General features: G+C 45.0%; 10 protein-coding genes. 9 read left to right on the top strand and 1 reads right to left on the bottom strand.

What is annotated here, in order from left to right; translation table 11 throughout:
* Positions 1-109 precede the first annotated feature (109 nt).
* The 9 genes from liaF (at position 110) to glnA (ending at position 11,128) form a co-directional block, all read left to right on the top strand.
* Positions 110-1,186 carry a cell wall-active antibiotics response protein LiaF gene (liaF, locus tag MHH63_RS28430; RefSeq protein ID WP_305953552.1) on the top strand — a complete coding sequence of 359 codons (1,077 nt, stop codon included), beginning with the start codon at positions 110-112 and terminating at the stop codon, positions 1,184-1,186.
* Positions 1,187-2,263, top strand: a complete 1,077-nt coding sequence (locus MHH63_RS28435; protein WP_076126420.1) for a HAMP domain-containing sensor histidine kinase — start codon at positions 1,187-1,189, stop codon at positions 2,261-2,263. It begins immediately after the preceding gene.
* Between the two features lie 3 nt (positions 2,264-2,266).
* Positions 2,267-2,920 carry a response regulator gene (locus tag MHH63_RS28440; protein ID WP_036684464.1) on the top strand — a complete coding sequence of 218 codons (654 nt, stop codon included), beginning with the start codon at positions 2,267-2,269 and terminating at the stop codon, positions 2,918-2,920.
* Positions 2,921-3,156: 236 nt separating this feature from the next.
* On the top strand, positions 3,157-4,830 hold the full coding sequence (locus MHH63_RS28445) for a S1C family serine protease (protein WP_341172333.1): 1,674 nt from the start codon (positions 3,157-3,159) through the stop codon (positions 4,828-4,830).
* Positions 4,831-4,935: 105 nt separating this feature from the next.
* On the top strand, positions 4,936-5,625 hold the full coding sequence (locus MHH63_RS28450) for a response regulator transcription factor (protein WP_036684461.1): 690 nt from the start codon (positions 4,936-4,938) through the stop codon (positions 5,623-5,625).
* A gap of 1 nt (position 5,626) precedes the next feature.
* Positions 5,627-7,093, top strand: coding sequence for a sensor histidine kinase (locus MHH63_RS28455; protein ID WP_076126425.1), 1,467 nt, complete (start codon positions 5,627-5,629; stop codon positions 7,091-7,093).
* Between the two features lie 59 nt (positions 7,094-7,152).
* Positions 7,153-8,109, top strand: coding sequence for a 4-hydroxy-3-methylbut-2-enyl diphosphate reductase (locus MHH63_RS28460; RefSeq protein WP_076126427.1), 957 nt, complete (start codon positions 7,153-7,155; stop codon positions 8,107-8,109).
* Positions 8,110-8,373: 264 nt separating this feature from the next.
* Positions 8,374-9,420, top strand: a complete 1,047-nt coding sequence (gene aroF, locus MHH63_RS28465) for a 3-deoxy-7-phosphoheptulonate synthase (protein ID WP_076192813.1) — start codon at positions 8,374-8,376, stop codon at positions 9,418-9,420.
* Positions 9,421-9,703: 283 nt separating this feature from the next.
* On the top strand, positions 9,704-11,128 hold the full coding sequence (gene glnA, locus MHH63_RS28470) for a type I glutamate--ammonia ligase (protein ID WP_341172334.1): 1,425 nt from the start codon (positions 9,704-9,706) through the stop codon (positions 11,126-11,128).
* A 135-nt stretch (positions 11,129-11,263) separates the two neighbouring features.
* Here the strand turns inward: glnA and MHH63_RS28475 are convergent, their stop codons facing one another.
* Complete coding sequence (locus tag MHH63_RS28475; RefSeq protein WP_076101584.1) at positions 11,264-12,298, bottom strand: LacI family DNA-binding transcriptional regulator; 1,035 nt, start codon at positions 12,296-12,298, stop codon at positions 11,264-11,266.
* Positions 12,299-12,566: the final 268 nt, after the last annotated feature.

Below are 12,566 nucleotides of genomic sequence, written 5' to 3' on the forward strand. Positions count from 1 at the left end.
ACTGAGGGGAAGTTCCTTCTCTCGCCGCTGTTTCTCAGTACTTCATTCCTGTAGACTAAGGCTATAAGATTGAAGAAGAGAGCGTTCCACTACTTTAAAGGGGAAATGAATGATGAAAAGAAGGTTCACCAGCCAGGTTTTAGGCGGCCTGATCCTGATAGGGATTGGAGCTATGTTTCTACTGAGACAATTAGGTTACACTGATTTCAGCTTAGGTTACCTGATTTCGAATTATTGGCCGGTAATTTTGATCCTAATGGGAATGAACCGGCTTTTAGGTACAGGGGATGGACAATCCAAAGGTTCTTCACCTATCGGCGGCTTTTTCTTTCTGGCGATCGGAGTGTTTTTCCTTGGACGGAATTTAGATTGGTTCGATATTTCGGCCGGGGATTTTTTCAAAATGTTCATTCCAGTTATGTTGATCGGCGGCGGACTTTATGTGATTTTTAAACCACGCGGTTCAGTACCACCTGTGCCACCAGCTCCACCGTCACCACCAGATCACTTTCCTTCAGGAAAAAGCTCACTAGATGTGGAGCCGCCCAAACCACTGGATTCCACACTTGATGAACAATTTGAGCAAAAATTTGGCAAGGCTTCTGGTCAACGCGACTGGAAGGACTATCTTCAAAAAGATGAAGAAGACGATGAGGACGAAACAGGATCTTATAAGTCCAGCGCTGAAGCACGTTGGCAAGAGAAGCAGGAACGACACGAGCGCAGACGTCAGGAACGTCATGAGCGTCATGCTCATAGACATGGTAAATGGCATGAGGAATTCCATGAATCAAATAATCAAAAGGAATCGACCAATCGCTCTGCTTTTATCGGAGATGTCCACATGGGGCGCGAGCATTTCCAACTGAAGAACACGAATATCTCGCAGTTTATCGGCGATACCGTACTGGATCTGACGAATGCACAGATTGCTTATGGCGAAACGAGGATTAATATTTCCGCTTTTATAGGCGACATTAAAGTGTACATTCCGAATGATATGGATCTTGGCATCTCGGTGAACAGCAGTTCTTTTATCGGGGATATGGAAGTTCTGGATCAGTCTCGCAGTGGTTTTATGAGCAGTGTACAGTGCAAGACTCCTTATTATAAAGAAGCAGGCAAAAAAGTCCGTATAAATGTAAGTGCATTTATAGGTGACATTAAAGTTAAAACGGTGGGTTAGATGGGGACAATCTTCAGTAATACCAAATGGTTGCTGTTGTTTTACTTTTTGCTCACTGGAGCGGTAAGCGCAGGATTGATGTATGCAGGCACTTGCCTTGGTTATATCGAAGTGAAGGATTATCGGATGTGGCTGTACTTATGTCTCGGGATTGTGTTGTTCACTGTAGTTATCGGCTATATGGCAGGCCAGCGGATTCAGCGCCGGATTGATCATCTGGATCTGAATATGCTGCAGGTCGCCAAAGGAAATCTGTCCGTACGGATGCCAGAAAGTGACGATCAGTCTTTTGCCCGAGTGTATCACGAGTTTAATGTCATGATGGATACGGTCGAGAATAAGATGCAGCTTCTACAGCGATTGGGTGAGCAAGAGGTTATTGAGAAGGAACAGGCAGCGGAGAGTGCGGTGTTGGAGGAAAGAAGGCGTATGGCCCGGGATCTGCATGATACGGTGAGCCAACAGCTTTTTGCCATCCATATGTCGGCTTCTTCGCTGCCTAAAGTGCTGAAGGTTAATGAAGCTCAAGGTCAAATGGTCATGGACCAGTTGATTACAATGTCTCAGATGGCACAAAAACAAATGAGAGCATTAATTGCACAACTGCGTCCGGTGGAGCTGGAAGGTCGAAATCTGTTCGAGGCGCTGGAAAAATGGTTTCCCGATTATTGCCGCCAGAATGGCTTGAAAGGAATGAAGGAGCTCGAACTTCAGGGCGAGTTATCGGAAGCAATCGAACATCAGCTGTTCCTAATTATTCAAGAGGCGATGGCGAATATCGTGAAGCATGCCGGGGCTAGACTGGTGAGTCTATCGCTGCGTGAAGGATCAAGACAAGTTGTGCTGAGTATTAGTGATGACGGTCAAGGTTTTGAACATGTGCAGCAAAAACAAGGCTCCTACGGTCTCACCACCATGCGCGAACGCGCGGAGAAACTGGGTGGGCAAGTGGAGATTATTAGCCGCAAGGGTGCGGGAACGACGATCCGTGTACATATTCCTAAGTTTGTTCAAGGGAACCCAGAATTAGAGCAGAATAGATCGTTAGGAACAGATACACAGGACGAGGAGGAGTAGAGCATGAGTGTCATAAAAGTGTTGCTCGTAGATGATCATGATATGGTACGGATGGGCCTCAAAACTTATCTAATGCTGGAGCCTACATTCGAGGTCATCGGTGAGGCGGCGAATGGACAAGAGGCGCTGGAGATGCTGCGTGCTGGTGGACATGAAGGTCTGCCTGACCTCGTGCTGATGGATTTGATGATGCCAGTGATGAATGGTGCCGAGACCACAAGAGCAGTGCTGGCTGAATTTCCTGGCCTCAAAATCGTGATCCTCACCAGCTTCCTGGAGGATGATCTTGTTGTAGATGCTATAGAGGCTGGTGCAGTCAGCTATGTGCTCAAAACAGTGTCGGCAGAAGAGTTAATCTACGCATTGCAAGGGGCTTACCGCGGCATGCCAGTCATGACGGGTGATGTGTCACAGGCGCTGACCCGTGGTATTCGCCAGCGCACCGTGCAAGGTGATTCCTCCGGTTTAACAGAGCGTGAGAAGGAAGTCCTGCTGCTTATAGCTGAGGGCAAGACCAATAAGGATATCGGTGAGGAGCTGCATATCAGCATCAAGACAGTGAAGACGCATGTCAGCAATCTGTTGATGAAATGCGAGCTTGATGACCGTACCCAGTTGGCTATTTACGCTCATCGGAAGGGCTGGGCTCAGGGGTAGGACTTGTAGACTAAGGTGCATTACTATTTGAAATGGTTTTAGAAGCTCGGGCCGCGATGTTTTTCGCGCCCGAGCTTCTTTTTTTACTTTCCTGCCTAATCTCCTCCCATTTGCCTATATCTTTTATCTGCGCTTAAATTGTTTTTAATGTGACCTTAAGGTTTAAAGTACAAAATAAGAACATGAAAACAAATTAATCCTTGTCACGGCGACAGGAAGCAGGAGGAAAGATAAACATGGACGATAACAAAAACAACTTCAATCGCGACAATGGACCAGCACCAGATCGGGAATGGGACAATAATAACAATAGCAGCAATAATAATAATTCATCTGAAGCAGGATCATCATCATACTACTATTCTTACGGACCTTTTAAATCTTTGAACAAAGACGAGAATAACACTGACGGTGGCGCACAGCACTACAATCGGATGGAGCCAGAACGTGTCGAGGTTACACCTCCACAGCCTGTAAAGCCATTGCCTTATAACACATCGCTTCGCACCACTGGCTATGATGGCAATGGTGGTGGCCGCGGAGGAAATGGCGGTGGCGGTTCTGAAGGTGGCGGCGGCTGGCAATATAATAAAAAACCAAAAAGCTCGTTAAAAACAGTGCTGGTATCATTCCTAGCCGGTATGGTCGTTCTCTCGGGCTCAATGTATATGGCAGACAGAGGTAACTGGTTTACGGGAGATACAGCTACAACGGTTGCTAGCTCCGGAACGAATGGAACGGCGAAGACAACGGGCGAGAGTGCAGGTGTTGCGCCTTCTACTTCTACTACATCCTTGGTGACTGGATCTCGTGATGTGACAGGTGTTGTTGATGCGGTGGGACCAGCAGTTGTTAAGATTGAGACACTAGTTAAATCTAATTCGCGTAATGGAAGCTCATCCAGTCCGAATCTGAGTGATCCCTTCTCACAATTTTTCTTCGGGGATCAATACAGTGGAAATGGTTCTTCCCAAAATGAACAGGATTCCCAATCAGGATCGGATTCTTCATCACAGCTTATCCCTTATGGAATTGGAACAGGCTTCATTTATGAGAAATCCGGCTATATTTTGACCAACCAGCACGTAATTGACAATGCCGATGTAATCCAAGTCACCGTGGATGGCGTAACCAAGCCTTATGAAGCGAAGCTGCTAGGTTCTAGCAAAGATCTGGATTTGGCTGTGCTTAAAATTGAAGGAGATAGTGATTTCCCTACAGTAGCACTGGGAGATTCGGATAGCATAAAGGTAGGTTCAGAAGTGGTTGCTATCGGTAACCCGCAAGGCTTTGATCATACTGTAACTTCCGGTGTTCTTAGTGCAAAAGGACGCAGTATTGATATTAATGAAGAAGATGGCAGTGGAACACGTAATTACAAAAACCTGCTGCAAACCGACGCTTCTATCAACCCGGGTAACTCAGGTGGGCCGCTGCTCAACATGAATGGGCAGGTAATTGGGATGAACGTAGCCGTCAGCACGGATTCTCAAGGTATTGGTTTCGCAATCGCTGTGAATACGATTAAAGAAGTCGTAGATAAGCTGGAAGCCAACCAAGCCATTCCGAAAGAGCCGGTACCTTTCATTGGTGCAACTCTTATGACGATTACAGATGAGGTTGCTAAGCAAATGGGTACGGATATTAAAGAAGGTTCTGTGGTTGCAGACATCATCTATAAATCCCCAGCGTATACCGCTGACCTGCGCCCTTACGATATCATTACCGGTGCGAATGGAACGAAGTATGCAACCAACCAAGATCTGATTACTTTCATTCAAACGTTAAAAGTTGGTGATAAAGTAACATTAAATGTTGTGCGCGACGGTAAAACAATGGATCTCTCAGTTACCATCGGTAACAAAAATGATTTTGATACAACGACTACACAACAAAGTCAGCAGCAATAATACCGGACGGTAAGTCACACGGAAGGGGCGACCCTTCCGTTTTTGTCTAATTGTGATGTAAACTGCTACAATATATAAAAAGAACTGAACAATGGGGGCTGCTTGATGCGACCGAATATTCTAATTATTGATGATGACGAAAAGATTATTTCTATGCTGCGTAGAGGTTTAGCTTTTGAAGGTTACGATGTGAAAACAGCGGTGAATGGAGCGGATGGATTACGGGCAATCTTGAGCAGTGACCCGGATGTGGTAATTTTGGATGTAATGATGCCTCAGGTGGATGGCTTTGAAGTATGTCGCCGCTTGCGGGAAGGAGGCAGTAATGTTCCTGTTCTCATGCTTACCGCGAAGGATGAAATTGAGCACCGTGTAAAAGGGCTTGATCTGGGTGCGGACGATTATCTGGTTAAACCCTTCGCGCTGGAAGAACTGCTTGCACGTGTACGTGCGTTGCTTCGGCGTAAGAGTGAGCAAAGCGAAGGTGGAGAGCAAGCGGTTTCTTATGAAGATATTACGCTGGATGTGGATTCACGTGAGGTTACCCGCGCCGGTAAAAGACTGGAGCTAACAGCGAAGGAATTTGAGCTGCTTCATCTTTTTATGCAAAATCCGAAACGTGTGCTTTCACGGGATCTGATCATGGATAAAATATGGGGTTATGATTATAGCGGTGAATCTAATGTGCTTGAGGTATACATAGCTATGCTACGTCAAAAGACGGAGGAGCATGGCGGTAAACGCCTCATTCAAACGATCCGGGGTGCCGGTTACATTCTAAGAGGTGACAACTAACATGTCTATAAGATTGCGGCTGACTGCTTGGTATTCAGGGATTTTGGCCGTTATGCTGCTGGCCTTATCAGCCGCAATTTACGGTTTTGTTTATTTTAATACTTATGGGGACTTGAAGGATCGTATACAAAAACAGGGTGAGCAGCTTGTAACCAATCTCAATCCTAACTGGGCGTATGACGGTTCATTGCAAAGTGTGAGCATAAACCCCTTCTTCGGCAACAAACTGGAGGAAGCTAATATTCTGGTGCAAACCTATATCTATAATAATGAGAACCTGCAAAAGTCAGAGAACTTGCATTATCTAGATATCCAATTCGATGTTCCGAAACTGGAGGATATTGATAAAGCTCACGGGTTCAAACAGACTACGCTTGGCGGATATCATTTGATGGTTTATCAGATACCGATATATGACTTGAATAAGAGTCCTGTGGCCCTTCTGCAGGTGGCAACACCGTCAAATTCGGAAGACAAGCTCTTGGAGCGTTTAAAAAATATACTACTCGTAGGTTCTTTTGCTACTCTGATCGCGGCATTTACCTTCGGCTTGTTCCTTGCGCGCAAATCCATGAGTCCAATCGGCAAAGTAATTGAAGCTGCGAATGGGATTCAGACGGGGAATGATTTAAGCTCGCGGATTGAATACGATGGGCCGCCAGACGAGATAGGAAGACTTATTGAGACCGTTAACAGTATGCTTGGGCGTATGGAAGGGTTCTACACAGAGCTGGAGGATTCGTATGCGGCTCAGCGCCGTTTCGTTTCAGATGCTTCACACGAGCTTCGGACACCGCTCACTACGATCCGCGGAAATATTGATCTGCTGCAAAAGGTTTGGGAGATGGAACCCGGAGAAGGGAAGATGAGTGAAGCTGAGATTCGCCAGCTATCGCTTGAATCGGTGCAGGATATCGCAGACGAGTCTAAGCGTATGAGCCGCTTGGTAGCGGATATGCTCTCGCTCGCGCGTGCGGATACTGGACGTACTTTTGATATAGAGCCCGTGGCACTGGAACCGATGATGAATGAGATTGCGCGCCGCGCCTCTTTCCTGCCCCGTCAAGCCGAGTGGGTTACAGGTGATATGTCAGTCTTAAATGGCAAATATATAGTTGGGAATAAAGATTATCTACAGCAAATGCTCTTTATTTTTATTGATAATGCCTTTAAGTACACGCCTTCAGGCATCGTGAGTTTGGATACCCTCTTCTATCAGAATCAGATTGGCATTCGGATCACAGATACAGGGATTGGTATGGATAAAGATGAGGTTCCATATATCTTTGACCGTTTCTATCGTGCAGATGAATCGCGTGGAATTACGGAAGGGATTGGGCTTGGCTTATCCATTGCTAAGTGGATTATTGACGAGCATGGTGGGTCTGTGGAGGTTGTTACACGCCAAGGTGAGGGGACCACTTTTGTCATCTGGTTGCCGCTTCTCTTTGCTCCGCCGCTGGAATAGGGTATAATTTAGAAGTGTCCTATTACAGAGGTCAATGAAAGCAGAAAGCTGGTGAACTCATGGAAGTCATTAAAATCTCTCCCCGGGGATATTGTTACGGAGTTGTCGATGCAATGGTTATGGCACGGCAGGCTGCGCAAAATCTCGATCTTCCCCGGCCGATTTATATACTGGGTATGATTGTTCATAACAGTCATGTCACGAATTCGTTCGAAGATGATGGCATTATTACTTTGGACGGACATAATCGTCTGGATATTCTGGATAAAGTGGATAGTGGGACCGTCATATTCACTGCACACGGGGTTTCTCCTGAGGTGCGCAAGATGGCTAGGGACAAGGGTCTGACTACGGTCGACGCCACCTGTCCTGATGTCACGAAGACCCATGATCTTATTCAGGAAAAAGTAGATGATGGTTATGAGGTCATTTATATCGGCAAAAAAGGCCATCCGGAACCGGAGGGTGCTGTGGGTATTGCCCCTGAGCATGTGCATCTGATTGAAAAAGAAGATGAGATTGCTACGTTATCCATCTCTTCTTCACGTATTGTCATTACGAATCAGACTACTATGAGCCAGTGGGATATTAAACACATCATGAAAAAGCTTCTAGAGACCTTCCCAGGTGCTGAAGTGCATAATGAGATATGTATGGCTACCCAAGTACGTCAAGAGGCTGTGGCGGAACAAGCGGGGCAATGTGATCTGGTGATTGTTGTCGGTGATCCGCGAAGCAACAACTCCAATCGTCTGGCACAGGTGTCGGAAGAAATCGCTGGGGTTCCTGCCCATCGTATTTCTGATGTGTCTGAACTCCAAACAGAATGGCTAGAGGGTGTAAATATCGTCGGGGTCACTTCTGGCGCGTCCACACCTACACCTATCACCAAAGAAGTGATTAACTACTTAGATCAGTATGATTCGGCTAATCCGGAGACGTGGGAGATCAAACGTACAGTGAATATGGCGAAGCTGCTGCCACCGGTTAAGAATAAGAGTGCAAGTACTACTTAATGTAATGGGCTAGGCTCGAACTTATATATTATGAACGCTGCAACAAGAGCGCTTAACTTCGTCAGTCGAGGTTAAGTGCTCTTTTTTATCGAAAGAACGCTTCCGGCATAGGAATCTAGAATATAGATTGACTATAATCGTTTTTTGAGGTAAAATTGCTTTAGTGATTAAAAGCATAAAAGCTTAAAAGCGAACACGCGTCGTAGCGCGATAGTACTTAGCGGAATTATTATAAATTTTAAATGTAGAGAGGGAGTTATAAATATGATCGTCATTACATCAAATCAAACACCGGAAGAGCAGGTTAAAGATATAATTGCCGTAATCGAAAAAGAAGGTTTGCAGGTGCATCTCTCCAGAGGAGCAGATCACACGGTGATAGGTTTAGTGGGAGGCGTCACTCCTAAGCTCGCCGAGCATTTGCGGCAAATGAAGGGTGTAGAGAACGTCGTGAAGATCTCCAAATCCTACAAGCTGGCCAGCCGGGATTTCCATCCTGAGGATACGATTATTGATATCAAGGGTGTGAAGATTGGTGGAGAAAACCTGGTGATCATGGGCGGACCTTGCGCCGTTGAGTCTCCAGAGCAGATTGATGAGATCGCCCGGCTTGTTAAAGCGTCTGGTGCTCAGGTACTTCGTGGAGGCGCATTTAAGCCCCGTACAGGACCGTACAGCTTCCAAGGCGTAGGTGTGGAAGGTTTGACTATGATGGCTGAAGCAGGAAAGCGTCATGGGCTGTTGACCATTACAGAGGTTATGACACCAGAGTATGTTGATATCTGTGCGGAACATGCGGATATTCTGCAGGTGGGTACACGGAATATGCAAAACTTTGATTTGCTGCGCAAGCTGGGGACCTGTGGCAGACCTGTTCTTCTAAAACGTGGCTTCAGTGCGACCTACGATGAGTTGCTCAATGCAGCGGAGTACATTTTGGCAGGCGGTAATAAGGATGTAATGCTCTGTGAGCGCGGTATTCGCACATTTGAGACCTACACTCGTAATACGCTGGATCTATCGGCTATTCCAGTTCTACAGAGCTTAAGCCATCTTCCAGTAATCTCTGACCCAAGTCACGGAACCGGTCGTCGTGAGTTAGTTGAGCCTATGGCCAAAGCTTCTGTTGCTGCTGGCGCAAATGGTCTAATTATTGAAATGCACACAGATCCGGACAATTCCATGACAGGTGATGGTGTTCAATCGTTATTCCCTGATCAGTTTGATAACCTGCTTAAGGATCTGGAAAAGCTGGCTCCAATTGTTGGACGTAAGTTTTCAACTTCGCCAGAAACGGTTTCGGTCCTATAAAATTTAATCTAATAGCTTCCTCGGAAGCCCTCTTAACCCGCGACCTAGTGGGAAAAGAGGGTTTTTTTGGAGTTGGATAAAATAAATGTGACATGGAAATATGCGAAAATAACAGATTTCACGAAAGCGTTAGAATATCTTACATTGCTGAAAGAAATACCTGACATAAGCATTGACGATGTTAGGTATGAGATTTATAATTACGACAGCAAAAAAAATTAAAACAAGAACATTTGCATACTGTGAGCGGCCTAATGTTCGGAACTTGGGGGAGGAAAAATTCATGTCGGTTGAAAAAGTGTTGAAAACAATTAAAGAGAACAATATCGAGTGGGTAGATTTTCGATTCGTAGATTTAGGTGGTCGTGCCCACCACATCTCTCTGCCAGCTTCTGAAGTGGAAGATGAAACTTTTGTAAATGGGGTAGCATTCGACGGTTCTTCCATCAAAGGTTTCCGTGGTATTGAAGAATCAGACATGGTTATGATGCCTGATCCGAATAGTGTATTCATAGATCCGTTTACAGCTCATCCAACGCTGAACGTGATGTGCGACATTTTCACTCCTGATGGCGAACGTTATGAGCGCGATCCTCGCGGTATTGCTGTGAAAGCAGAAGAATTCCTGCAAAAAAGCGGAGTAGGTACATCTGCATTCTTCGCGCCTGAATCAGAATTCTTTATCTTTGACGATGTTCGTTACGAAAGTGGCATGAACAGATCCTCATTCTTCGTAGATTCTGAAGAAGCGGCTTGGAATACGGGTCGTAAAGAAGAGGGTGGCAACTTGGCATTTAAAGTTGGCGTTAAAGGTGGATATGTTCCTGTAGCACCAGTTGACTCCCAACAGGATATCCGCAGTGAAATGTGCCGTCTGCTTGCTGAAGTTGGACTACGCATTGAACGTCATCACCATGAAGTAGCCACTGCAGGTCAAGCGGAAATTAACTTCCGTTTTGATACCTTGAAGAAAACTGCTGATAATCTCATGACTTATAAATATATTGTACAAAACACTGCACGTCAGTATGGCAAGGTAGCAACCTTCATGCCAAAACCGCTGTTCGGTGATAACGGTAGCGGAATGCACGTGCATCAATCCATCTTTGACGGAGACACTCCTTTGTTCTACGAAAAAGGCGCTTATGCTAACCTGAGCGAAATGGCTCTTCATTATATCGGTGGTATTTTGTATCATGCACCAGCATTGATCGCTTTGACTAACCCAAGCACCAACTCCTTTAAACGTCTGGTTCCTGGCTACGAAGCACCGGTTAACTTGGTTTACTCCAAAGGAAATCGTTCTGCAGCAGTTCGTATCCCGGTAGCAGCTGTGACACCAAAAGGCTGTCGTATCGAATTCCGCACACCGGATTCCACAGCTAACCCTTACTTGGCATTCTCCGCAATGCTGATGGCAGGTCTGGACGGAATCAAGAACAAGATTAACCCGCAAGAACTGGGTTATGGTCCTCTGGATAAGAACATCTATGAATTGTCTGATGCAGATAAAGAAAAAATCCGCAGTGTTCCAGGCAGCCTGAGCGAAGCGCTTGATTCTTTGGAAGCTGATTACGAGTTCCTAACAGAAGGCGACGTATTTACTAAGGACTTCATCGATAACTATATTGCTCTGAAACGTTCTGAAGCACAAGAGGTTGCAATTCGTGTTCATCCACATGAATATGCCCTGTACTTCGATCTATAAGATTCCTCTATTATAATCTTTATAATAAAAGAAGCTGTCTCAAAAGTAGTGAATTCTACTTGGGGCAGCTTCTTTTTTATGAATCAGGAAAAGTAATGGGTTTTACTGTGCCCTATGACTATATGCTAAGAAAGACTATACTAGCCCCCGTTCAGGAGCGCCGCAGGACTCTCTAATGATAAGCTCTGGCTCCACGCTGAAAGAACTCGTGCCTGATTGGTTGTTTATTAGATCATATAGCATTAGAGCTGCTAGGCGACCGATCTTATCTTTATTTTGGCGGATGGTAGTCAGTAGGGGGGTTGTATAATTGCAGGCCTCGATATCATCACAGCCAATAATTGCGACAGTTTCAGGAACGGCGATAGAAGCCTCTTTAAGGGCACGCATCGCCCCTATAGCAAGCTGATCCGACGCCGCGAAGATCGCTCTAGGTAAATTTCCATTCTCAATCATTCTACGCATCGTCTCATACCCGCTGGCCTCAAAGAAGTTACTTCCGTTTAAGAACCAATTCTCGTTAATAGGCAGTCCTAAATCTTCAAGAGCTTTGCGATAACCACTTTCGCGCATATTGGAGATGTCTGAATCTGAGGAACTGCCGATGTAGCCAAGCTCTCGATAGCCCAGTAAGTAAAAGTGTTCCACCACTTTGGAGGACATTTTGAAATTATCCGACATGATAAAACCAGAGTTGTCACCGGTCAGCTTTAAATCTACGCCGATACACGGAATTGCACTGTTGTCTAATTCGCTGATAGAGGTTTCTAGCTCCTGTCCGGATAGAAGCACACACCCATCTACATTAAAATGCTGGCAACGGGCAAGATAATCGTTAGTATCGCCACTTTGGAATTTTTCATTGGAAAAAAAGATAAGGTCGTAACCTAGTAGTCCCATTTGTTTTTTGAATGAATTTAGCACCTCAATGAAAAAAGGGTGGGTAAAGTCGACATTCAGCATTCCGGCAAAAATCACTCCGATTAGATTGGATGATTTCGTAGCCAATGTTTTAGCTGAATTGGAGGGGGTATATCCAGTTTCTTTTATAATTTGTTGAACCCTTGTCTTGGTATCTTCCGAAATATCACTGTAGTTATTAATGATTTTGGATACTGTCGAAACAGAAACTCCAGCAATTTTCGCTATATCTTTGATGCTGTAGGCCAAATTAAGTCCCCCTTATAGTGAAAAATGTTCCGTAATATATGTTTAAAATCTACTCAAGGCTATTTTTTATGACTTGAATTTATGATTTACGAAATAGTTTCGTTACTTATTTTATAGTTCAATAAGATTATAGTCAATGGAATGTTTACTCTTAAACTAGGATTATGCTTGGTTTTAAAGGTTTTTTTGAATAATCGGTTCAAATAACGTTCAAAAACGAACAAAGAAAAAAGACTTTACAAAGACAAATAACGATGTAATAATAAAA

It is taken from the genome of Paenibacillus sp. FSL H3-0310 (assembly GCF_038002785.1).
Taxonomy (GTDB): Bacteria; Bacillota; Bacilli; order Paenibacillales; family Paenibacillaceae; genus Paenibacillus_AQ; species Paenibacillus_AQ odorifer.

Excerpts from the sequence above, each read along its gene's own strand:
- liaF (WP_305953552.1), top strand. The coding sequence starts at position 110 with ATGATGAAAAGAAGGTTCACCAGCCAGGTTTTAGGCGGCCTGATCCTG.
- MHH63_RS28435 (WP_076126420.1), top strand. The coding sequence starts at position 1,187 with ATGGGGACAATCTTCAGTAATACCAAATGGTTGCTGTTGTTTTACTTT.
- MHH63_RS28440 (WP_036684464.1), top strand. The coding sequence starts at position 2,267 with ATGAGTGTCATAAAAGTGTTGCTCGTAGATGATCATGATATGGTACGG.
- MHH63_RS28445 (WP_341172333.1), top strand. The coding sequence starts at position 3,157 with ATGGACGATAACAAAAACAACTTCAATCGCGACAATGGACCAGCACCA.
- MHH63_RS28450 (WP_036684461.1), top strand. The coding sequence starts at position 4,936 with ATGCGACCGAATATTCTAATTATTGATGATGACGAAAAGATTATTTCT.
- MHH63_RS28455 (WP_076126425.1), top strand. The coding sequence starts at position 5,627 with ATGTCTATAAGATTGCGGCTGACTGCTTGGTATTCAGGGATTTTGGCC.
- MHH63_RS28460 (WP_076126427.1), top strand. The coding sequence starts at position 7,153 with ATGGAAGTCATTAAAATCTCTCCCCGGGGATATTGTTACGGAGTTGTC.
- aroF (WP_076192813.1), top strand. The coding sequence starts at position 8,374 with ATGATCGTCATTACATCAAATCAAACACCGGAAGAGCAGGTTAAAGAT.
- glnA (WP_341172334.1), top strand. The coding sequence starts at position 9,704 with ATGTCGGTTGAAAAAGTGTTGAAAACAATTAAAGAGAACAATATCGAG.